The organism is Duganella hordei (assembly GCF_040369125.1).
GTDB lineage: Bacteria > Pseudomonadota > Gammaproteobacteria > Burkholderiales > Burkholderiaceae_D > Rugamonas > Rugamonas hordei.
The window spans coordinates 1-22,484 of the sequence record NZ_BPWI01000027.1 but is presented as its reverse complement, the minus strand read 5'-3'; the positions used below and the strand labels follow the sequence as shown (position 1 = coordinate 22,484).

Sequence of the window (22,484 nt, the reverse complement as noted above, 5' to 3'; positions counted from 1 at the left end):
CTCTTGCATTTCCTCTCACACTGTACAAAAATACAGACTGTCTATATACACAGGCCCAACGGACTCTATGATCAAGCTCACCGCACGACAGGAACAAATTCTCAATCTGATCAAGGATGCCATCGAAAACACCGGCTTCCCGCCGACCCGTGCCGAGATCGCCAATGAACTGGGCTTCAAATCCGCCAACGCGGCCGAGGAGCACCTGCAGGCGCTGGCGCGCAAGGGCGCGATCGAGATCGCCGCCGGCACCTCGCGCGGTATCCGCCTGCTGGGCGTGCATGCCGAGCCGGCGATGCCGAAGGTGCCGCCGTCGCTGATGATGTCGCTGCCGCTGATCGGCCGCGTGGCCGCCGGCTCGCCCATCCTGGCGCAGGAAAACCTGGAAACCAGCTACAGCGTTGATCCGGCGATGTTCTCGTCCAAGCCGGACTACCTGCTCAAGGTGCGCGGCGAATCGATGCGCGACGCCGGCATCATGGATGGCGATTTACTTGCGGTGAAGAAGGTGGACAGCGCCAAGAACGGCCAGATCGTCGTGGCCCGCATCGGCAACGACGTCACGGTCAAGCGCTACCGGAAGACGGGATCCACGGTGGAATTGTTGCCGGAGAATCCGGACTTCAAGATCATCAAGGTCGATCCGGAAGCGGACGAGTTCGCGCTGGAAGGCCTGGCGGTCGGCCTGATGCGCAGCTGGCACTAAGTTCGCGCCAGCTGCCCGGACGCCGCTATGGTCTTAGCGGCGGTTGTCTGCGGTCGGACGCTGGCCAGGCATGGCGCTGCCGACAACATAGGAAGCCATGCCGTTGTCGCTGTTGTTGACCGAATAGTAGTTCTGTTTGAAGTGCTTGACGTAGCTCGGGTCCTTCAGGAATTCCGAGGTGGCCTGCGCCCACAACTCCGCCTTGACGTCCAGCGCCTGCGCCTTGCGCTGCATCTCCATGGCGATCTCGGTATAGGCCATATCCATGCGCGTGGCCGCGACCTTGCGCTCGGCATCGGTCATCACCGCCGCCACGTCGGCCGGAATGGCTTTGCCGGCCGGCAACAAGGCGTTATAGCTGCCGATGAACTGGTTGTAGCACTCGCTCCATTCAGCGATATTGTTACGCACCTGCTTGACGCCGTCGCGGGAAGCGGAATGGGACGGCATCACCGGCTCGGCGCAGTTGGCCTTGGCGGCCAGGTCGGCACCGTCGTAGCGGCTGGTGTAATAGTCGATGTCCGCCTGGTGCGCGCGGCGCTTGGCCACGATCTGGTCCACATCGGTCGTCCCCGCAGCCCAAGCCTGCGTGCCCATCACGATCATCAGACCAGCAATTATTGCAACTCTCATCGTTTACTCCCGGTTATCACATCGTAGTTATTTGGTGCTCTTGCCCATGATAGAACTGCCGACCCGCATGTTCTGGTCCCAGTTCTGCTGCTGGTCGGTTTCCGCCTGGCGCTGGGTCAGCGCGTTCTGGCTGCGGGCGCTGGCGGTCTTGACGTACTCGGTGGTCTTGGCTTCCCAGGCTGCCTGCGCCAGGTTCACGCTGTCGGCCTGCTTCTTCGCATCGGCGCCGGCGGCCGCGTAGGCCTGGTCCATGCGCGCGATGGACTGGGCAAATTCGGCATCCGTCATCAGGTTGGGCAGGTCGGCCGGGATTGCCTTGCCGGCTGGCAGCAGGCTGTTCAGGTTCTTGACGAAACCGTTGTAGCAGGCCAGCCAGGCGTCGACGTTGACGCCGACCGCCTTGATGTCCCTGACATTGGTGGACATCGCTGGAATGTCCGGCTTGACGCAGTTGAACTTGCTCAGCGTAATATCCGAGCCGTCGTACTTGTTGGCGTAGTAGTCGATCTGGCTCAGCTTGGCCTGGCGCTGCGGCGTCATCTGCAAGGCCGCCTTGGCGTCGGCCACGCCAGCGTCGGCGGCCTTCTTGAACAGCTCGTCGCCCTTGGCCATGTCCACCGCCGTGCCTTCGCCGTACCAGTACAGTTCGCCCAGGTGGAATTGCGCGACGGCGTTGCCGCCGGCGGCCAGCTTGGCGTAGATCGGCAGCGCGCGGGTGTAGTCCTTGGCGGCCATCAACTTGTCGGCATCGGCCAGCTCATCCGCCAGCACGCTGCCGCTGACCAATACCATGCACAACCCGATTATCGACGAAGCTTTCATGTCACACCTTTTTAGTTATAGTCTGAAAAACCAAGTGTATAACCAAACTTAAGGATTTGGCAAAACAATTCAGTGCTTGACCGCCAGCGTGGGCACCGGACCCGACGCGCGCGCGGTCGAGGCGCCGTTGCGGGCCTCGGTCTGCTGCACCAGGGCGACCTGCTGCGTGCGGGCGTTCTCGGTGGCGACGAATTCGTTGGTCTTGGTTTGCCAGGCTTCGCGGGCGGCCATGATCTGGTCGGCGCGCTGCTTGCCTTCGGCGTAGACGGCGGCGTAGGCGTGATCCAGCCGGGACAGTGCCTGCTTCAACTCGTCGTCCGTCATCAGGTCGACCAGGTCGTCCGGAATGGCTTTGCCGACAGGAAGCACGTCGTGCAGTTTTTTGACGAAACCGTTGTAGCAAGCCATCCAGGCGTCGATGCCGGCGCCGACGGCCTTGATGTCCTGCTTGGTTTCGGAGCGGGTGGGAATGTCGGGCTTGACGCAGTTGAACCTGGCCAGCGCGACATCGGCGCCGTCGTAGCGCTGGGTGTAGTAGTCGATGTCGGACTGGCGGGCCCTGTGCTGGTCACTCTGCAGGTCTTCGGCCTGGACTGCGCCGGCCGCGGCCAGCGTTAACGCAAACACCAAAGCAGTTTTCATTGTTCCGCCCCTTGGCTTTAAATATATTAAAGCCAAGTGTATAGAAAAAGATAACTGCGCACAAATATTCAAATGTGCAGTTTTGTATCAGCAGCCTTCCAGCGCGCAGGCGAAGTCGTCCAGCAGATCGTCGGCGTCTTCGATGCCGACCGACACCCGTATCAGCGATTCGGCGATGCCCATCGACGCGCGGCGCTCGGCGCCCATCTCGTAGAAGATGGTGTGGGCCACGGGAATCACCAGCGTGCGCGTGTCGCCCAGGTTGGACGCCGGAATCGCCAATTTCAGGCGATTGAGGAAATCGAAGCAGTCGATGCCGTCCTTCAGCTCAAAGCTCAGCAGCGAGCCGTAACTGCGGAACAGCTCGGTCGAGATGCCATGTTGCGGGTGCGACTTCAGCCCTGGATAGTGAACCGCTGCGACGCGCTCGTCCGCCTCCAGCATCCCGGCCAGCGCCAGCGCGTTGCTGCTGGTGCGCTCCATGCGCAGCGCCAGCGTTTCGGCGCCGACGGCGATGTGGTGCGCCGCTTCCGGCGCCAGCGAGGCGCCGAAGTCGCGCAGGCCCTTGGCGCGGATCTGCGCCAGCCCCCATTGCGCGGGCGCGGCCTTCTTGTAGTTCTCGTAGATATTCGGGAACCTGCTCCAGTCGTAGACGCCGGTGTCCGTCAGGCTGCCACCCAGCGCGTTGCCGTGGCCGCCGATCGACTTGGTCAGCGCATTGATCACCAGGCCGGCGCCGACCGATTTCGGACGGAACAGATATGGCGTGGTCATCGTGTTGTCGACGATGTAGAGGATGCCGCGCTGCTGGCACAGTTCGCCGATGCGCCGCAAATCCGCCACCTGCGTGCGCGGATTGGCGATGGTTTCGACGAACACCACGCGGGTCTGGTCGGTGATGGCGGCGGCGACGTTGGCGACGTCGGTGGCGTCGACGAAGGACACGGCCACGCCCTGCCCCATCGTGGTCTGCCACAGGCTGTTGGTGTTACCGAACAGGAAGGCCGACGACACCACGTGGTCGCCGGCGCGCAGCAGCGACTGGAACACGGCGCCGATCGCGCCCATGCCGGTGGCGAAGCACAGCGTGCCGACGCCCTGCTCCATCTTGTTGACCTTGTCTTCCAGCGCGGAGATGGTGGGGTTGCCCTGGCGGCCGTAGCGGAAGCCCGGCTCCTTGCCCTGGAACACGGACGCCAGCTGGCGCGCGTCGGCGTAGCCGAAGGCGACCGAGGTATGGATGGGCTTGTGCAGCGAGCCGTGCTCGATGCCTTTCAGGCGGTCGTTGTGCAGGATGGTGGTGGTGAAACCGTAGTTCTTTTTGTCGCTCATGGTTACGGTTACGCTTCGGTGACAGCCAGGTTCAGGTTCAGTTGCGAGCGGCCCGCGTCTTCCGGCGCGGCGGCCTTCGGATGGTGGCGCGCGTACTCCAGCTTGTCCAGGTAGTCCTTCGAGATGTCGCCGGTGACGTAGACGCCGTCGAAGCACGAAGCCTCGAAATTCTTCAGCGCCGGATTGACGTCCGAGATCGCCCGTTTCAGCGCGTCGATGTCCTGGTACACCAGGTGGTCGGCGGTGATCTCGCGGCACACTTCCTCGGTGGTGCGGCCGTAGGCGATCAGCTCGTCGCGGGTCGGCATGTCGATGCCGTACACGTTCGGATAGATCACCGGCGGCGCGGCCGAAGCGAAGATCACTTTCTTCGCGCCCGCTTCGCGCGCCATCTGCACGATCTCGCGGCTGGTGGTGCCGCGCACGATCGAATCGTCGACCAGCAGCACGACCTTGTCCTTGAACTCGGAGGCGATGGCGTTGAGCTTCTGGCGCACGGATTTCTTGCGCGCGGCCTGGCCCGGCATGATGAAGGTGCGGCCGATGTAGCGGTTCTTGATGAAGCCTTCGCGGTACTCGACGTTCAGCGCCAGCGCCAGCTGGATCGCGGCCGGACGCGACGAATCCGGAATCGGCATGACCACGTCGATCTCGCCGTCCTTGAATTCGCGCTTGATCTTCTCGGCCAGGTACTCGCCCATTTTCAGGCGGGTGGCGTAGACCGAGGCGCCGTCGATGACGGAATCCGGACGGGCCAGATAGACGAACTCGAACACGCAAGGGTTGAGCGACGGATTGTCCGCGCACTGGCGGCTGTGCAGCTGCTTGTCGGCGTCGATGAAGACGGCCTCGCCCGGCGCGATGTCGCGCACGAAACGGAAGCCCATGCCTTCCAGCGCCACCGATTCGGAGGCGATCAGGTATTCGGCGCCCTGCTCGGTTTCGTTGATTCCCAGGCACAGCGGACGGATGCCGAACGGATCGCGGAAGGCCAGCAGGCCGACGCCGGCGATCTGCGCCACGGCAGCGTAGCCGCCGCGCACGCGGCGATGCAGCACGGTCACGGCTTCGAAGATCGTGTCGGCGTCGATCGAGATGCCGGTGGTGGCTTTCTGGATTTCGTGGGCCAGCACGTTCAGCAGCACTTCCGAATCGGAATCGGTGTTGATGTGGCGGCGGTCGTTCTGGAACATTTCCTTTTTGAGCTGTTCCCAGTTGGTCAGGTTGCCGTTGTGCGCCAGCGTGATGCCGAACGGTGCGTTGACGTAGAACGGCTGCGCCTCTTCCTCGCTCGACGAGCCGGCCGTTGGGTAGCGGCAGTGGCCGATACCGGAATTGCCTTGCAGCGTACGCATATTACGGGTACGGAAGACGTCACGAACGAGGCCGTTGGCCTTGTGCATGGCGAACATGCTGCTGTGATTGGTCGCGATACCCGCCGCATCCTGGCCGCGGTGCTGCAGCAGCAGCAGCGCGTCATACAGCAGTTGATTGACAGGTTGATGGGATACGACGCCGACGATGCCACACATGATGTTGCTCCTGGACTTGGTGCTACGGATTTAAAGAATTCAAAAATTTACATGCTGCGCCATGGCAGCGGGAAGGAAGGCTTTCACCATATGCGCCCCGGTCTCCGCGAGCGGACTCAATAGCGCATTCTTCCAGAATGCCTGTTGCGGTATCGACGTCATCCCACACAAGATGACGCCGGCCAACACGATTACAAGGCCGCGGCCGAAACCGAACACCATGCCCAGCAAGCGGTCGACCAGCCCGAGGCCGCCGGCATCGAGCAAGGCGCCCAGCGCCATGCCCAGCAGCCCCATTAAAATTCGCACGCCGATAAACAAGGCGATAAAGGCCAGGATCAGGCGCAGCACCTCGCCCGGCACCACCGGCGGCAGCAGCTGCGCCAGCGCGGCGGCATAGGCGTTGGCGACCACGAAGGCCACCACCCAGCCCGCCAGCGACAGCACTTCCTTCACCAGCCCGCGCATCATGCCGATGATGACCGACGCGACCAGCACGAAAATCACCAGGTAGTCAAAAATCGTCACGTCGGGCAGCCGGCTGGATCAGACGGTTTCGAGACGGCCGTTCAAGCCCATCGCGGTCAGCTTGGCCTTCACTTTTTCTGCCTCGTCCCTGCTGGTGAACGGCCCCACGCGGACGCGGGTCACCTCGCCCGACGGCGCCTTCTCCGTGAAGGAGTTGATGCCGGCTTTTTTCAGCTTGTCGCGCAGCTCATCGACCTTGCCCTTGTCCGACAGCGCGGCCACCTGCAGCACGAACTTCTGGCCGGACTCGGCGGCGGCCGGCTTGGCGGCGCTCTTGCCTTCCAGGATGGCCAGCGCGCGCGCGTCTTCCGACGCCGCAGCCGGTTTCTCGGCTTGCTTGGCGGCCTTCGCCTCGGCCAGCTTGCGTTCGGCGTCGGCCTTGGCCTTCGCTTCCGCCTTCACCTCGGCCTGCTTGCGCTCCAGTTCCTGCTTGTAGTCGGCGTCCTGGCGGGCCTTGGCTTCGTTGTCGGCCTTGTTCTTGGCGATCTGGTCGGCCTTGGCCTTGGCTTCGGCCTTCAGGTCGGCTTCGTGCTTGGCGGTCTCAGGCTTGGCAGGTGCGGGCGCTGGCGCGGCAATGGCCGGCGACGGTTTCACGGCCAGCTTGGCGTCGTCGACGATTTCTTCCTTGCTGTCGAGCGCGGCGCTGTTGGCGACGGCGGCGGCGGCGGGGGCTTCGGCAGGCTTGTCCTTGGACGGAATCTTGATTTCAATGTCGGACGCCAGCGGCTTCGGCTCGGAATCTAGCACCATCGGCAAGCCGATCGCCACGCCCAGCGCCAGCGCGATGGCGCCGACGAGACGGCGGCGCGCACGTTTCTTTTCCGGCAACACCGGATCGTCGGCCTCGTTGTCCCGCGAACGGCGGGATTTGGCGTTGCCATCGGCCGACGAGGCGCGCTTGGAGCGCGCGCGCTCCGACATCGCCTGGTCATCTGCGCTGGTGTAATAGCCGCTGTCTTGCGCAGCAGTTTCTTGCTTGTTTTTACCGAGTTTCGAGAACAAGCCCATGCGTGATTTCAGTCCTGTGCGTTCAATGGAATGAGGATTTTCGCGCCGCCATGACGCCGGCGACCGTGAGGAAAGATCCAAAGACCACAATTCTATCATTCTCCCCGGCCCGGCTGATCGCATTTGCGTAGGCTGAGGCCGGATCTTCGAAGATATTGATGGTGCGCTCCGCTTTGTCGGCTTGCACAATTTGCACTTTTGCCGCCAATTCGGAGGCGCTGGCCGCGCGCGGCGACGGCAGCGTGGTCAGGCACCAGTGGTCCACGTGCTCGGACATGGCGGCGATCACGCCGTCGATATCCTTGTCGTGCATGGAGCCGAACACGGCATAGGTGTAGGGATGGAAGCCCATGTTGCCCAGGTTCTGGTTCAGCGCCGAGGCGGCATGCGGGTTGTGCGCGACGTCCAGGATGACGGTCGGACGGCCCGGCAGCACCTGGAAGCGGCCCGGCAGCTCCACCGTCACCAGGCCGGTGCGCACTTCCTGCGCGCCGACCGGCAATTCCAGCTTCAGCGCCTCCAGCGCGGCCAGCGCGGCCGAGGCGTTGAGGATCTGGTTGGCGCCGCGCAGGCTCGGATAGGCCAGCGAGTTGCGCCGCTGCGAGCGGCCGCCGTAGTTCCACTGCTGCTTGTCGCCGGAATAGTTGAAGTCGCGGCCCATCAGCCACAGGTCGGCGCCGATGGCCGCCGCGTGGTCGATCAGCGATTGCGGCGGCACCGGGTCCGAGCAGATCGCGGTCCGGCCGGGACGGAAAATGCCGGCCTTCTCGAAGCCGATCGCTTCGCGCGTGTCGCCCAGGTAATCGGTGTGGTCGATATCGACGCTGGTGACGATGGAAACGTCGGCGTCGACGATGTTGACCGCGTCCAGGCGGCCGCCCAGGCCCACTTCCAGGATCACGACATCCATGCCCGCGCCGGACAGCAGATGCATGATGGCCAGGGTGGTGAATTCAAAATAGGTCAGCGTGGTGTCGCCGCGCACCGCCTCGACGGCGTTGAAGGCGGCCACCAGCACCTCGTCGCTGGCCAGCTCGCCGTTGACGCGGGCGCGCTCGTTGAAATCGAGGAAATGCGGCTTGATGTACAGGCCGACCTTGTAGCCGGCGCGCATCAGTATCGATTCCAGCATGGCGCAGGTCGAACCCTTGCCGTTGGTGCCGGCCACCATGATGACGGGGCAGCTGAAGCTCAGGTTCAGGCGTTCCTTGACGGCGAGAACGCGGGCCAGGCCCATGTTGATGACGGTTTCGGCATGGCGCGATTCAAGCAGCGCAAGCCAGGCGGGCAAAGTAGTTGGGTTCGACATGATGGTGGCTCAAAAGTGAAAACGGCGCGCAGGCCGGCATGATAGCCGATTGCGCGCCGCAGCGTCGGGAAGCGAGGGCGGTTGCTTCAAAATGAGCGCAGCAAGGCGCGGCGGCGAAGACAGTGCGTTAGCACGGCGAGACGCCGCAACGCCGCTGCGGTCGTTTTGAAGCGACCGCCTTACGCGATCACTTCGACGGCTTGATTCTGCAGCAGAGCCAGCAGGTGGGCGATTTCTTCGCGCATCTTGCGGCGGTCGACGATCATGTCGACGGCGCCCTTGGTGACCAGAAACTCGGCGCGCTGGAAGCCTTCCGGCAGTTTTTCGCGCACGGTGTTTTCGATCACGCGCGGGCCGGCGAAGCCGATCAGCGCCTTCGGCTCGGCGATGACGACGTCGCCCATGAAGGCGAACGAGGCGGACACGCCGCCCATGGTCGGGTCGGTCAGCACGCTGATGAACGGCAGCTTCTTGTCGGACAGCTTGGTCAGCATGGCGGTGGTTTTCGCCATCTGCATCAGCGACAGCAGGCCTTCCTGCATGCGGGCGCCGCCGGTGGCGGTGATGCAAATGAACGGCACCTTCTGTTCCAGCGCCACTTGCGCGCCGCGCACGAAGCGCTCGCCGACCACGGAGCCCATCGAGCCGCCCATGAATTCGAATTCGAAGCAGGCCACGACGACCGGCATGCTCATGATGGCGCCGCCCATGACGATCAGCGCATCGGTCTCGCCGGTGGCTTCCATCGCCTGCTTGAGGCGGTCAGGGTATTTCTTGCTGTCTTTGAACTTCAGCGTATCGACCGGCAGCGTGTCCATGCCGACTTCGTAGCGGCCGCCGGCGTCGAGCAGGCTGTCGAGGCGTTCGCGCGCGCGGATGCGCATGTGATGGTCGCATTTAGGGCAAACGTGCAGGTTCGATTCCAGATCGGTGCGGTACAACACGGCTTCGCAGGACGGGCATTTGACCCACAGACCCTCGGGCATGGTCTTGCGCGCGGCAGCGTCGGAACGCTGGATTCGTGGGGGCAGCAGTTTTTCCAACCAACTCATAAATTCTCCTTGCAGCTAACTTTGTGGCCGAAGTGTAGCCGTTTCTCGCCCCCCTGTCGAACTTTGCAGTACAACAATTTTTAAACTTCGTCATGGAATTGACGGGTTTTTAGAGGTATTCCCCTAGGGGGCGAGGCAAATCAAGCGTCGAGTGCGGATCTGATGCCAGAAACGAAAGATTGCACAGCTGCTACTGCGCCGTCTTTGCCTGCGGTTTCGATTTCCTGGATGATGCGGCTGCCGATGACGACGGCGTCGGCCACCTCGGCCACGGCGCGCGCGGTGGCGCCGTCGCGGATGCCGAAGCCTACGCCGATCGGCAGCTTGACGTGCTTGCGGATCGCCGTCAGGCGCTTCGCCACGTCCACCGTGTCGATGTTGCCGGCGCCCGTCACGCCCTTCAGCGAGACGTAGTAGCTGAAGCCGCCGCCCACCTTGGCCACCTGCGCGATGCGTTCCTCGGTCGAGGTCGGCGCCAGCAGGAAGATCAGGTCCAGCTCGGCGGCGCGCATGGCGGCGGCGAACTCTTCACACTCTTCCGGCGGGTAGTCGACCACGATGGCGCCGTCCGCCCCCACCGCCTTCGATTTGGCGATGAAGGCTGCCGGACCGATGCGCTCGATCGGGTTCGCATAGCCCATCAGCACCACGGGCGTGGTCTGGTTGGTCTTGCGGAACTCGGCCACGTAGCCGAACACGTCGTGGATGCCGACGCCGTGCGCCAGCGCCCGCTCGCAGGCGCGCTGGATCACCGGGCCTTCGGCCATCGGATCGGAAAACGGCACGCCGAGTTCCAGGATGTCGGCGCCGCCGGCCACCAGCGCGTGCATCAACGGCACGGTCAGCTCGGGCGCCGGATCGCCGGCGGTGATGAAGGTGACGAGCGCGGTCTTGTTTTGCGCCTTCAGGGCGCTGAAAGTTGCTGCGATGTTGGACATGCCGATTCCTTAATTAAAATTCAAACCCATACGCTCTGCGACGGTATGCATGTCCTTGTCGCCCCGGCCCGACAGGTTGGCCAAAATTATTTGATCTTTCGGCAAGGTTGCCGCCAGCTTGGCCGCGTAGGCCAGCGCGTGCGACGATTCCAGCGCCGGGATGATGCCTTCGATATGGCAGCAATCGTGGAAAGCCTGCAGCGCTTCCTCGTCCGTGATCGACACGTATTGCGCGCGGCCGCTGTCCTTCAGGTAGGCATGCTCCGGCCCGACGCCCGGGTAATCCAGGCCGGCCGACACCGAATGGGTCTCGATGATCTGGCCGTTCCCGTCCTGCAGCAGATAGGTGCGGTTGCCGTGCAACACGCCCGGATAGCCCTTGGTCAGCGAGGCCGCGTGCTTGTCGCCGTCCAGCCCTTCGCCGGCCGCTTCCACGCCGATCAGCTTGACGTCCTTCTGGTCGATATACGGGTAGAAGATGCCCATCGCGTTCGAACCGCCGCCGATGCAGGCGACCACGTAGTCCGGCTGGCGGCCGGTCATTTCCGGCATCTGCACCAGGCATTCCTCGCCGATCACCGACTGGAAGTCGCGCACCAGCATCGGGTACGGATGCGGGCCGGCCACGGTGCCGATGATGTAGAAGGTGTTTTCAATGTTGGTGACCCAGTCGCGCATGGCCTCATTGAGCGCGTCCTTCAGCGTCTTGGAGCCGGATTCCACCGGCACCACGGTCGCGCCCAGCAGCTTCATGCGGTAGACGTTCTGCGCCTGGCGCTTGACGTCCTCGCTGCCCATGTAGACCACGCACTCGAGCCCGAAACGGGCGCAGATGGTGGCCGTGGCGACGCCGTGCTGGCCGGCGCCGGTCTCGGCGATGATGCGCGGCTTGCCCATGCGCTTGGCCAGCAGGGCCTGGCCGATGACGTTGTTGATCTTGTGCGCGCCGGTGTGGTTCAGGTCTTCGCGCTTGAAGTAGATCTGCGCGCCGCCGGCGATTTCCGACCAGCGCTTGGCGTGATAGATCGGCGACGGGCGGCCGACAAAGTGCTTGAGCTCGTAGCGGAACTCTTCGAGGAACTCGGGATCTTTGCTGTAGCGTTCGTAAGCTTCGTTGAGCTCGGCAAGCGCGTATGTGAGGGTTTCGGCAACAAACGAGCCGCCGTACGGGCCGAAATGGCCTTTCGTATCGGGCAGGTCGTAGTCTTTAGCGTGGAACAGGGCCTTCGCTGGAGCGTTCATGATGGGTTTCGCTTTCAATAATGGCATCTCCGGCCCGCACCGCCGCGACAAAGTCGGCGATCTTGCGGGCATCCTTGATCCCCTTGGACGCTTCGACACCACTGCTGATGTCGACGGCGTAGGGGCGTACACCTACCACCGCGTCAGTCGCGTTGTGTACGCTCAAGCCACCACTTAAAACGACCCGAGGCGCGAGATCTTTTGGAATGAGAGACCAATCAAAACCCTTTCCTGCACCGCCATAGGCATCCACATAGGTATCCAGCAACAGGCTGGTGAACAAGGGACTGGCGGCGCGGCATTGCTGCTCGTATTCTAGCAAATCGGACGGCAGAGTGTCAGGTTTGACGCGGAACACGCGCATGAATTGTCGTCCGGCCGCCGCGGCGATGGCGGCGGACTGCGCCACCGTTTCGTCGCCGTGCAGCTGGATCAGCGAGATCGGCGCCACCTTGACGATGGCCGCCACCTGCTCCGGCGAGGCGTTGACGAACAGCCCGGTGCAGGTGATGAACGGCGGCACGGCGCGGATCAGCTCGGCGGCCTGCTCAGCCGTCACGTAGCGCGGGCTCTTCGGATAGAACACGAAACCGATCGCATCGGCGCCGGCGGCCACGGCCGCTAGCACGTCTTCCACGCGGGTCAGGCCGCAGATCTTGATACGGGTGCGCATACTCTTCCTTTAAAACCAGGGGAGCGCGCTGGTGGTCTCCAGCGGCAGTTCCCATTTGGGATCGTAATCGATTTTGGCCAGGTACAGGCCGTCCGGCATGAAGGTCGGCGCGGCGGCGTGGCGGTCTTTGGTTTCCAGCAGCTGGCCCAGCCATTCCGGCTTTTCGCGCCCGGTGCCGATGTAGACCAGCGAGCCGACCAGGTTGCGCACCATGTGGTGCAGGAAGGCGTTGGCGGTAATCGTGAACACCACCAGCTCGCCGTGGCGCTTGATCCGGATATCGTGCATCAGCTTGACCGGCGACTTGGCCTGGCACTGGGCCGCGCGGAAGGCGGTGAAGTCATGCCAGCCGAGCAGCGGCGCGACGGCCTGCTGCATCAGTTCCACGTCCAGCGGGCGGAAATAGAAACCGGCGCGGCCTTCCAGCAGCGGCGAGCGCGTCGGGTTGTTGTAGAGCACGTAGTGATAGGTGCGGGCGCGGGCGCTGAAGCGGGCATGGAAGAAGTCGTCGACCGTCGGGTCGCCCTCCAGCTCCTTGGCCCAGCGCACGGCGATCGACGGCGGCAGGAAGGCGTTGACGCCGCGCACCCAGGAATGGACGTCGCGGTTCAGGTCGGTGTCGAAGTGGACGACCTGTTCGAGCGCGTGCACGCCGGTATCGGTGCGGCCGGCGCAGGTGGTGGCCAGGCGCACCCTGGCAAATTTCTCCAGCGCCTGTTCCAGCTGGTCCTGCACCGTGTGGCCGTCTTCCTGCTTCTGGTAGCCGTGCCAGGCGCTGCCGTCGTACTGGACGCCGATTGCTATCCGTTTCAATTGCTGCCCGATCTGATGTCTGAGTCAGCCATTATATACGGAGCGGCATTACCCCAATTGGGCCCGCATCGCGTTGGCCTTGGCGATCTGGTCGTCGCTGCCGCCGCGCAGCACCTCGTCCAGCAGCTCGCGCGCGCCTTCCTTGTCGCCGATCTCCTGATAGGCGATCGCCAGGTCCAGCTTGGTGTCCATTTCCATGTGGTGCGCCGACAGCGTGTCGTCGCGCGCATGGGCTGGCGCCGCCTCGGTTGCGGCCGCGGCACCGCCGCCGCCCAGGGCGCTGTCCAGGTCCAGGTCGATGCCGGACAGGTCGAACTCCTGCGCCGCCGGTGGCGGTGCCGGGGTGATTTCCTCGGCGGCCGGGAGGTCGAAATCGTCAGGGCTCAGTTCGGCAACGGCTGGCGCAGGTGCGGCCGGCACGTCCGGAATATCAAAGCCCATCAGGTCCAGGTCGAGCGGGTCGGTGCTGGCGGACGGCTTGGCCGTTTCCGCAGTCGCCATCGCTTCCGCAGGCAGGTCCAGGCCGAAGTCCATGCTCAGGTCCTCGGCAGCCGGGGCCGGCGCAGCTGCAGCGGCCGGCTCGGCCGCAGGCGCAGGCGCCGGTGCGGGGGTGTCGAAAGCCAGGTTGAACGCGTCTTCCGCCGGATCCGGCTCGGCGGGCGCGGCCGGCATTTCAATCGGCGCGCCAACCGCCGGCACCGGTTCGAAGCTCAGGCCGCCCAGGTCGAAGTCCATCAGGTTGTCGGATTCCGCCGCCACGGATGCCGGCGAGATCGCCGCATCGGCCGCTTGCGGCAAGGCCGTTTCCATGTCGCTGCCGAAGTCCATGCCGTTGCCGTCGGCGGCCGGGGCGGCATCCATGCCCAGATCCAGGTCGAGGCCGCCATCGGCCGGCGCAGGGGCCGGGGCGGGTGCGTTGAAATCGCTGCCGAAGTCGGAAGCCGAGAATGCGGCGGCGGCGGCGCCTGCGGCCACAGCCGGCGCGGCGGCGGCAAACATGGTCGAGCCATCGCCGGAGCCATTGCTGTACAGCGGATTGGATGGATCCAGCGACTGACCCATCGCGGCGGCCTGCGCCCATTCGTCGCCCTGGCCGCGTGTCATCGAATACAGCTCGCCGGCCTGGTTTTCAAACGAGCGCGCATCCTTGCGCGTCACATAAATTTCCAGCAGCTTCAGGCGGACCGCGTGGCGTTCCGGATGGGTGCGCAGCGCTTCCTTGAGGATTTCCTCGGCCTGCGCATCGCGGCCGTAGGCGATGTACACGTCGGCCTCGGCCACCGGATCGACTTCGTTGGTGTCCAGCTGGCTGGCCGACGGCGCGAAGTTGGAGTTGAAGACGCTGTTGTTGGTATCGACGCTCTGGCCGCCGGCCTCGGCGATCAGCGACTGCGAGGGAATGGCGGTATCGCCCAGGATGCTCGGCTCTTCCGCCGGCACCACGAACTTCTTGCGGCGGCGCGAGGCGATCATCGCCCCCGCACCGACCAGCAGCGCGGCGGCGGCGAGGCCGACATAGTTCAGGTTCTCCATCAGCGTTTCGAACAGGCTAGGCTCGGCGATGCGCTTAGGCGGCACCACCAGCGTACGCTTGGGCTTGGCCGGCGCGGACGCTTCGACCGAGGCCGCGGCCGATGCGGAGACCGCAGTGGAGGCGGAGGCCGAAGCCTGCTTGGCATCGGCTGCGGTCTTGCTCTTCACCGCCATCAGGCTTTCCAGGTCGCGGGTGTTCTTTTCCAGCTCCTTGATGCGCGCGGCGGCGTCGTCCAGTTCCTTCTGCTTGGCGATCTTGTCTTCCACCGCCAGGCCGGTCTTGCCCTGCACCGGCGCGCTGGCCGTGGTTTTCGACAGCGTCAGCTTGTCCTTGGCGGCATTGACCGCGTTCGGCTTTTCCTCCACCTTGGCGGTGATCTTGCCCGACACGTTTTGCGTGGCGTCCGGCTCCTTGGCCGGCGTGCTGTTGGCGACCTGCCCCGCCAGCTTGGCGCGGTAGGCGTTGAAATCAGCCGCATGCGCGACAACCACGCCGCGCGCCTCGCCCTCGGGCGCGGTGTTGCGGATGGTGTCCGAATCCGGCACCGCCAGGATCTGGCCCGACTTCAGGCGGTTCATGTTATTGCCGGAGAACGCTTCCGGGTTGGCGCGGTACAGGGCCACCAGCATCATGTCCAGCGACACGTCGACCGGCTTGACCTGGTTGGCGATGCGGGTCAGGTTGTCGCCCGCCTTGACGGTGTATTCGCTGGCGGACTTGCTGGACGGCGCAGGCGGCGACACGGCGGCCGGCTGGCGTGCCGGCGCGGGAGCGCTCGGCGCGACCGGTGCCGCGGCCGGGGTTGCAGGCGCGGCGGCTGGAGCGGCCGCACTGCGGCCCAGATCCACCGGCGCGGCCACTTGCGGCGACTGGGTCGCGCGCATCTCGGCAGGGTCCAGCAGGAAGGTGTATTCGCGTACCATGCGGCCGCCGGTCCAGTTCAGCTCCAGCAGCATGTCGACGAAGGGCTCGTTGACCGGCTGGGACGACGTGACGCGGATAATCTGGCGGCCATTGCGCTGCTCGATCTCGAAGCGCAGCGACAACAGGGTGGGGTTGAAATCGATATTGGCGACGCGGAACGCCTCGGCCGGCGCCAGCTTGGCGACCAGCGCGCCGGCTTCGTCGGCCGACACGGCGGTCAGCTCGATCTCGGCCCGCAGCGGTTGTCCCAGCGAGGACAGCACGGTCAGTTTGCCAAGGCCGGCGGCGTTGGCCGTGGCAGCCACTAACACCGCACTGGCGACAGCGCCGGTGAGTGTCTTCAACGCGAATGAAACAATGCTGGAGCGAGTCGGTACGGGCATAGTGGGCGGCATTAGGTTGTCAGAGGGAAAATGTTACTTTCCCAGATATACCAACATATCATCATGCTCCGGGGCACGCAAGCTTTGCACGATGTTTCTCTAGTGATACATGAGGATGTGTAACGTCTACGCCAACTTTAAACCAAAAAAAGGGGTTTTCCCTATGAGAGCACATAGAGAAAACCCCTTCAGCTTTAACAATTGACGCCTGGTATTACTTGTCCAGCACGATGCGCAGCATGCGGCGCAGCGGTTCGGCCGCGCCCCACAGCAGCTGGTCGCCGACGGTAAATGCCGACAGGTAATCATCGCCCATGCTCATCTTGCGCAGGCGGCCGACCGGAATGGTCAGGCTGCCGGTGGCGGCGGCCGGCGACAGGTCCGTGACCGAGGCTTCGCGGGTGTTCGGCACCACTTTGACCCACTGGTTGTTGGAAGCGATGATGTCGTGAATCTCGTCGATCGGCACGTCCTTCTTCAGCTTGATGGTCAGCGCCTGCGAGTGGCTGCGCATCGCGCCGATGCGCACGCACAGGCCGTCGACTGGAATGGCTTTGGAACCGAAGTCCGCGCCCAGGCCCAGGATCTTGTTGGTCTCGGCGCCGCCCTTCCACTCTTCCTTCGACTGGCCGTTGCCCAGGTCCTTGTCGATCCACGGGATCAGGTTGCCTGCCAGCGGCGCGCCGAACTGCTTGGTTTCCTCGGCCGACAAGCCGTGCTGGGTGGCCAGCACCTGGCGGTCGATTTCCAGGATCGCCGACGCCGGATTGTCCAGCAGCGCCTTCACCGACGAATTGATGGTGCCGAACTGGGTCAGCAGCTCGCGCATGTGCTGGGCGCCGCCGCCCGAAGCCGCCTGGTAGGTCATCGAGGTCATCCACTCGACCAGGTTGTGCTGGAACAGGCCGCCCAGGCCCATCAGCATGCACGACACGGTGCAGTTGCCGCCGATGTAGTTCTTCACGCCCTTGCCCAGCGCGTCCTTGATGACGTGCAGGTTGACCGGGTCCAGCACGATGACGGCGTCCTTCTCCATGCGCAGGGTCGACGCGGCGTCGATCCAGTAGCCGTTCCAGCCGGCCGCGCGCAGTTTCGGGAACACCTCGGTGGTGTAGTCGCCGCCCTGGCACGAGATGATGATCTCGCACTTTTTCAGTTCGTCGATGTCGGTCGCGCTTTTCAGTTTGGTTTCATTCTTCGCCATTGCCGGCGCGTTGCCGCCCGGGTTGGACGTCGTGAAGAACACCGGTTCGATGTGGGCGAAATCGCCCTCTTCCTGCATGCGCTGCATCAGGACCGAACCCACCATACCGCGCCAACCTACCAAGCCTACGAGTTTCATTTTGCTCTTCCTTGTCTTTAAATTTTTATGCCAGTGCCTTGACCACCGCGTTGCCCATTTCCTCGGTGCCCACCTTGGTGGTGCCTGCCTCGTAGATGTCGGCGGTGCGCAGGCCCTGCGCCAGTACCTTCTTGACGGCGGTCTCGATGCGGTCGGCCTGTTCGGCCTTGTTCAGCGAGAAGCGCAGCATCATCGCGGCCGACAATATCGTCGCCAGCGGATTGGCGATGCCCTTGCCGGCGATGTCCGGAGCGGAACCGTGCGACGGCTCGTACAAGCCCTTGTTGTTGGCATCGAGCGAAGCCGACGGCAGCATGCCGATCGAGCCGGTCAGCATCGCGGCCGCGTCGCTGAGAATGTCGCCGAACATATTGCCGGTGACGATGACGTCGAACTTCTTCGGCGCGCGCACCAGCTGCATCGCGGCGTTGTCGACGTACATGTGCTCGAGCGCGACGTCCGGATATTCCTTGTGCACGTCGGTGACGATGTCCTTCCAGAACTGGAAGGTTTCCAGCACATTGGCCTTGTCGACGCTGGTCAGGCGCTTGTCGCGCTTTTGCGCGGCCTGGAACGCCACGTGGGCGATGCGGCGGATTTCGCCTTCGGCATAGCGCATGGTGTCGAAGCCTTCGCGCTGCCCCTTGAACGGACCGTCCGGGCACTCGCGCACGCCGCGCGGCTGGCCGAAGTAGATGTCGCCGGTCAGTTCGCGGATGATCAGGATGTCCAGGCCGGACACCACTTCCGGCTTCAGCGTCGAGGCGCCGGCCAGTTCAGGGTAGAGGATGGCAGGACGCAGGTTGGCGAACAGGCCCAGGTTCTTGCGCAGGCCGAGGATGGCCTGCTCCGGACGCAGCGGGCGGTCCAGCTTGTCGTACTGGTAGTCGCCGACGGCGCCGAACAGCACCGCGTCGGCCGCTTTCGCCAGCGCCAGCGTGCCCTCGGGCAGCGGATGGCCGTGAGCCGCGTAGCCGGCGCCGCCGACCGGCGCGCTTTCCAGCTCGAATTTTTCGCCCAGCACATTCAGTACCTTGACTGCCTGCGCGATGATTTCCGGGCCGATACCGTCGCCCGGGAGGATTGCGATTTTCATGTTAGTTCTTCGAAATTAGATGACGTTGGCCAACCAAGGTTGGGTTGCCAGATGGCGCTCTTCGAAGCCGCGGATAGCGTCGGCGTGACGCAGGGTCAGGCCAATATCGTCGAGCCCGTTCATCAGGCAGTATTTGCGGAAGGCGTCGATCTCGAAGGGATAGGAGACGCTGCCATTGCTGGTGGAGATGCGCTGCTGCTCAAGGTCGACCACCAGACGGTAACCGGGGAAGGCCTTGACTTCATTGAACAGGTGATCAACCTGCGCTTCAGGCAATACGATCGGCAACAAGCCGCTCTTGTAGCAGTTGTTGAAGAAGATGTCGGCGAACGACGGCGCGATGATGGCGCGGAAGCCATACTGGTCCAGCGCCCACGGCGCGTGCTCGCGCGAGGAGCCGCAGCCGAAGTTCTTGCGCGTCAGCAGGATCGATGCGCCCTGGTAGCGCTGCTCGTTGAGCACGAAGTCCGGATTGAGCGGACGGCGGCTGTTGTCCTGGCCGGGCTCGCCGTGGTCCAGGTAGCGCCACTCGTCGAACAGGTTCGGGCCGAAGCCGGTGCGATGGATGGACTTCAGGAATTGCTTCGGAATGATGGCGTCGGTGTCGACATTGGCGCGGTCCAGCGGTGCGACCAGCCCTTCGTAGATCGTAAATTTATCCATGATGCTTTATATGTGGACCGCGCGGCACTGGGCGGCGCGCGGTCGGGTCGGGTTCAATGGCCCGCGGCGCCCTGCACCGCCTGGCCGGCTTTCTGCACATCCTTGCCCATGCCGGCAATGGTGTTGCAGCCGGTGATGGTCAGAGCGAAGATGGTCAGAGCGATCAGTTTTTTCATGTTGGTCTCAATGGGTGGTGGAAGACTTAACGTAGCGCGCGCACGTCGACAAAATGGCCGGCGATACCGGCTGCCGCCGCCATGGCCGGAGACACCAGATGGGTGCGTCCGCCCTGGCCTTGGCGTCCTTCGAAATTGCGGTTCGAGGTCGATGCGCAGCGCTCGCCCGGTTCCAGGCGGTCGGCGTTCATCGCCAGGCACATCGAGCAGCCCGGATCGCGCCATTCGAAACCGGCATCCTTGAAGATGCGGTCCAGGCCTTCCTTCTCGGCCTGGTCCTTGACCAGTCCGGAGCCCGGCACCACCATCGCCAGCTTGACGTTGGAGGCGCGGTGCTTTCCGCGCACCACTTCCGCCGCCGCGCGCAAATCCTCGATGCGCGAGTTGGTGCAGGAGCCGATGAAGACCTTGTCGATGCGGATGTCCTCGATCGCGGTGTTCGGCTTCAGGTTCATGTAGACCAGCGCCTTTTCCATCGCGTCGCGCTTGACGCTGTCTTTTTCCAGGTCCGGATCCGGCACCCGGCCGTCGATCGAGGTCACCATTTCCGGCGACGTGCCCCAGGTCACCTGCGGCTTGACCTCGGTGGCGTTCAGGGTGACGACCAGGTCGAACTTGGCGCCGGCGTCGCTGTGCAGCGTGCGCCAGTAGTCCACCGCGCGGTCCCAGTGCGGGCCCACCGGCGAGAACGGACGGCCCTTGACGTAGTTGATGGTGACGTCGTCGACGCCGATGATGCCGGCGCGCGCGCCGGCCTCGATCGCCATGTTGCAGACCGTCATCCGGCCTTCCATCGACAGCGCGCGGATGGTCGAGCCGCCGAATTCGATACAGTAGCCGGTGCCGCCGGCGGTGCCGATCTTGCCGATGATGGCCAGCACGATGTCCTTGGCGGTCACGCCGGCCGGCAGCGCGCCGTCGACCTGCACCAGCATGGACTTGGATTTCTTTTGCAGCAGCGTCTGGGTCGCCAGCACGTGCTCGACTTCCGAGGTGCCGATGCCGTGCGCCAGCGCGCCGAACGCGCCGTGGGTGGACGTGTGCGAGTCGCCGCAGACCACGGTCATGCCCGGCAGGGTAGCGCCCTGCTCCGGCCCGATCACGTGGACGATGCCCTGGCGCTTGTCGTTCATGTTGAAATAGGTCAGCCCGTAGGACTTGGCGTTCTTGTCCAGCGTTTCGACCTGCAGCCGCGAGACCGGGTCGGCGATGCCATCGGCGCGGCCGGTGGTCGGCACGTTGTGGTCGGCCACCGCCAGGTTGGCGGACACGCGCCACGGCGCGCGGCCGGCGGCGCGCAGGCCGTCGAATGCCTGCGGGCTGGTGACCTCATGCACCAGGTGGCGGTCGATATACAGGATCGTGGTGCCGTCTTCCTCGGCCTTGACCACGTGCGATTCCCAGAGTTTGTCGTAAAGCGTCTTCATGATGATTGATGAGTACCCAATTAAGGGAACTACTTCTGCCTGTGTGAGTGATCCACTTCGATTATGCCATATTGTGCAATGCAATAGCAGCCGCCGCTGGCCGGCCTCGTGAGCCGACTCGGTTCCGCCTGTTGATACACTTTTTATGACTCCTTTTACAAAATTCGGTATTGCAAATAAAAACGCGAACGAAAAAAAAGCCTGCGTGGACGCAGGCTTTTGGTCTTTCTGGCTCAGTCCCGAGACTAAGCCGCCATGCGTACACTACCTCGACATCCGTCCATTAGGAACGATAGGCCCACCACTAGCACCAGTTCGCCCTCGGCCGAGCGCGCGGTGCCGGTAATGCCCTCGACGGCGATCGCCGTCATCGGTTTAATCACCAGGTCGGCGGTGCCGTCGACCGCTTCCACCGCCAGGATGTACGGCTGTGGCGCAGCGACAACAATACCCACCTTCTCGCGGCAGCTCTCGTAACCCAGCGAATCGGCCAGCGAGCGTACCGGCAGCGGACGGCCCTGGTCTTTCAGCACCGGCGCGCCGCCCACTTCCATGAACACTTCAGGCAGCTCGACCACGCGCTGGACCACGGCCATCGGCAGCGCCAGCGCGGCGCCCGAGGTCGATACCAGCATGGTCGGCACGATCGACAGTTCGATCGGCAGGCGGATGGCGAACTTGGTGCCCTTGCCCAGCGACGATTCGATATGGATGGCGCCGCGGTTTTTCTCCACGGCGGTCTTCACCACGTCCATGCCGACGCCGCGGCCGGACACGCTGGAGGCCACTTCCTTGGTCGAGAAACCCGGCAAGAATACCAGCTGGAAGCATTCGTCGTTGGTCAGCTGCGCGGATTCGGAGATCAGGCCCTTCTGCTGGGCCTTGGTGCGCAGCACCACCGGATCCATGCCCTTGCCGTCGTCCTGCAGCACAATCATAACGCTATTTGCTTCCTGCCATGCTTTGAGCGAAATATACGACTTGGCCGGCTTGCCTGCGGCCAGGCGGTCCTCCGGCGATTCGACGCCGTGGTCCAGCGAGTTGCGCAGCATGTGCACCAGAGGATCGTACAGGCTGTCCACCACCACGCGGTCGACTTCGGTCTCCGCGCCTTCGATGGTCAGTTCGACGTCCTTGCCCAGGTCTTTGGCCAGCTCGCGCACCAGGCGCGGGAACTTCTGGAACAGGCGGCCGACCGGCTGCATGCGGGTCGCCAGGGTGGCGCGCTGCAGTTCGGTGGAGTAGCGCGAGGCGCGTTCCAGCGTTTCCGCCAGCGTCGCCATCAAGGTCTGGGCCTGGCCTTCGAATTTGAATTGCAGCAGGCGTTCCAGCAGCACGGCGGCCTGGTTGGCGGCCTGCACCGATTCGCCGGCCACTTCCAGCAGCGCGTCGAGCTTGACGGCGTCGACGCGGATCGACTCTTCCTTGACCGGCGCGGCCTGCGGACGCTCTTCGCGCGCCTCGCGGGCCTTGGCCGGAGCGGCGGCCGTGGTTGGCGCGCCGGCTTGCACGGCGGCCACGACAGCGGCGAGCTCGGCGGCAGGGATCGCCGACGCCGATGGCGCGGCTGCGGCGGCCGGCGCTGGCGCCGAACGCGTGTAGCTGCCAGGCGGCATCACGGTTTCGTACATGCCTTCCCAGTCCAGGCCATCGGCCGACGGCGCGGCGGCGGGGGCTGCCGCGGCTGCGACCGGCGCGGCGGCCGCAGG

The 22,484-nt window shown here is 64.1% G+C and carries 21 protein-coding genes; 1 reads left to right on the top strand and 20 read right to left on the bottom strand.

Annotation, left to right across the window (positions count from 1 at the left end; all coding sequences use genetic code 11):
- The first annotated feature begins 67 nt into the window (after positions 1–67).
- Positions 68–706 (top strand): transcriptional repressor LexA, encoded by a 639-nt coding sequence (lexA, locus tag ABWW33_RS31140; RefSeq protein ID WP_176654458.1) that lies wholly within the window; start codon positions 68–70, stop codon positions 704–706.
- A 33-nt stretch (positions 707–739) separates the two neighbouring features.
- Here lexA and ABWW33_RS31135 read toward each other — a convergent pair whose 3' ends face one another.
- From ABWW33_RS31135 to ABWW33_RS31040, 20 genes are all read right to left on the bottom strand, one after another.
- Entirely contained in the window at positions 740–1,339 is a 600-nt protein-coding gene (locus tag ABWW33_RS31135; RefSeq protein ID WP_353405309.1) for a hypothetical protein, read from the bottom strand.
- Positions 1,340–1,366: 27 nt separating this feature from the next.
- On the bottom strand, positions 1,367–2,131 hold the full coding sequence (locus tag ABWW33_RS31130) for a tetratricopeptide repeat protein (protein ID WP_353405307.1): 765 nt from the start codon (positions 2,129–2,131) through the stop codon (positions 1,367–1,369).
- Positions 2,132–2,230: 99 nt separating this feature from the next.
- Positions 2,231–2,803 (bottom strand): hypothetical protein, encoded by a 573-nt coding sequence (locus tag ABWW33_RS31125; protein ID WP_353405306.1) that lies wholly within the window; start codon positions 2,801–2,803, stop codon positions 2,231–2,233.
- A gap of 87 nt (positions 2,804–2,890) precedes the next feature.
- Positions 2,891–4,135 carry a cystathionine gamma-synthase family protein gene (locus tag ABWW33_RS31120; RefSeq protein WP_353405305.1) on the bottom strand — a complete coding sequence of 415 codons (1,245 nt, stop codon included), beginning with the start codon at positions 4,133–4,135 and terminating at the stop codon, positions 2,891–2,893.
- 8 nt (positions 4,136–4,143) lie between these two features.
- Positions 4,144–5,667 carry an amidophosphoribosyltransferase gene (gene purF, locus ABWW33_RS31115; protein WP_353405304.1) on the bottom strand — a complete coding sequence of 508 codons (1,524 nt, stop codon included), beginning with the start codon at positions 5,665–5,667 and terminating at the stop codon, positions 4,144–4,146.
- A gap of 39 nt (positions 5,668–5,706) precedes the next feature.
- Positions 5,707–6,195, bottom strand: a complete 489-nt coding sequence (locus ABWW33_RS31110) for a CvpA family protein (RefSeq protein ID WP_353405303.1) — start codon at positions 6,193–6,195, stop codon at positions 5,707–5,709.
- Positions 6,196–6,213: 18 nt separating this feature from the next.
- Entirely contained in the window at positions 6,214–7,203 is a 990-nt protein-coding gene (locus ABWW33_RS31105) for an SPOR domain-containing protein (protein ID WP_353405302.1), read from the bottom strand.
- Positions 7,204–7,225: 22 nt separating this feature from the next.
- On the bottom strand, positions 7,226–8,512 hold the full coding sequence (folC, locus tag ABWW33_RS31100; RefSeq protein WP_353405301.1) for a bifunctional tetrahydrofolate synthase/dihydrofolate synthase: 1,287 nt from the start codon (positions 8,510–8,512) through the stop codon (positions 7,226–7,228).
- Between the two features lie 179 nt (positions 8,513–8,691).
- Positions 8,692–9,564: an acetyl-CoA carboxylase, carboxyltransferase subunit beta gene (gene accD / locus ABWW33_RS31095; protein WP_176654449.1), complete on the bottom strand. Its 873-nt coding sequence runs from the start codon at positions 9,562–9,564 to the stop codon at positions 8,692–8,694.
- A 140-nt stretch (positions 9,565–9,704) separates the two neighbouring features.
- On the bottom strand, positions 9,705–10,502 hold the full coding sequence (gene trpA / locus ABWW33_RS31090; RefSeq protein WP_353405300.1) for a tryptophan synthase subunit alpha: 798 nt from the start codon (positions 10,500–10,502) through the stop codon (positions 9,705–9,707).
- 9 nt (positions 10,503–10,511) lie between these two features.
- Positions 10,512–11,744: a tryptophan synthase subunit beta gene (trpB, locus tag ABWW33_RS31085; RefSeq protein ID WP_176654447.1), complete on the bottom strand. Its 1,233-nt coding sequence runs from the start codon at positions 11,742–11,744 to the stop codon at positions 10,512–10,514.
- Entirely contained in the window at positions 11,710–12,417 is a 708-nt protein-coding gene (locus tag ABWW33_RS31080; protein ID WP_176654446.1) for a phosphoribosylanthranilate isomerase, read from the bottom strand. Before ABWW33_RS31080 ends, trpB begins: the two co-directional genes overlap by 35 nt.
- Positions 12,418–12,426: 9 nt before the next feature.
- Complete coding sequence (truA, locus tag ABWW33_RS31075) at positions 12,427–13,230, bottom strand: tRNA pseudouridine(38-40) synthase TruA (protein ID WP_176654445.1); 804 nt, start codon at positions 13,228–13,230, stop codon at positions 12,427–12,429.
- A gap of 48 nt (positions 13,231–13,278) precedes the next feature.
- Positions 13,279–16,032, bottom strand: coding sequence for a motility hub landmark protein FimV (locus ABWW33_RS31070; protein ID WP_353405299.1), 2,754 nt, complete (start codon positions 16,030–16,032; stop codon positions 13,279–13,281).
- A 253-nt stretch (positions 16,033–16,285) separates the two neighbouring features.
- The gene (asd, locus tag ABWW33_RS31065; protein ID WP_176654443.1) at positions 16,286–17,413 is read right to left on the bottom strand and encodes an aspartate-semialdehyde dehydrogenase; all 1,128 of its coding nucleotides are present in this window, start codon (positions 17,411–17,413) and stop codon (positions 16,286–16,288) included.
- A gap of 25 nt (positions 17,414–17,438) precedes the next feature.
- The gene (leuB, locus tag ABWW33_RS31060) at positions 17,439–18,509 is read right to left on the bottom strand and encodes a 3-isopropylmalate dehydrogenase (RefSeq protein ID WP_176654442.1); all 1,071 of its coding nucleotides are present in this window, start codon (positions 18,507–18,509) and stop codon (positions 17,439–17,441) included.
- A 15-nt stretch (positions 18,510–18,524) separates the two neighbouring features.
- On the bottom strand, positions 18,525–19,172 hold the full coding sequence (leuD, locus tag ABWW33_RS31055; protein WP_176654441.1) for a 3-isopropylmalate dehydratase small subunit: 648 nt from the start codon (positions 19,170–19,172) through the stop codon (positions 18,525–18,527).
- Positions 19,173–19,225: 53 nt separating this feature from the next.
- Positions 19,226–19,348 carry an entericidin A/B family lipoprotein gene (locus ABWW33_RS31050; RefSeq protein ID WP_176654440.1) on the bottom strand — a complete coding sequence of 41 codons (123 nt, stop codon included), beginning with the start codon at positions 19,346–19,348 and terminating at the stop codon, positions 19,226–19,228.
- A 26-nt stretch (positions 19,349–19,374) separates the two neighbouring features.
- A complete protein-coding gene (leuC, locus tag ABWW33_RS31045; RefSeq protein WP_353405321.1) occupies positions 19,375–20,778 on the bottom strand; it encodes a 3-isopropylmalate dehydratase large subunit in 1,404 nt (467 codons plus the stop codon).
- A 242-nt stretch (positions 20,779–21,020) separates the two neighbouring features.
- Positions 21,021–22,484: chemotaxis protein CheA (locus tag ABWW33_RS31040; RefSeq protein ID WP_353405297.1), on the bottom strand; the 1,464-nt coding region annotated here is incomplete at its 5' end.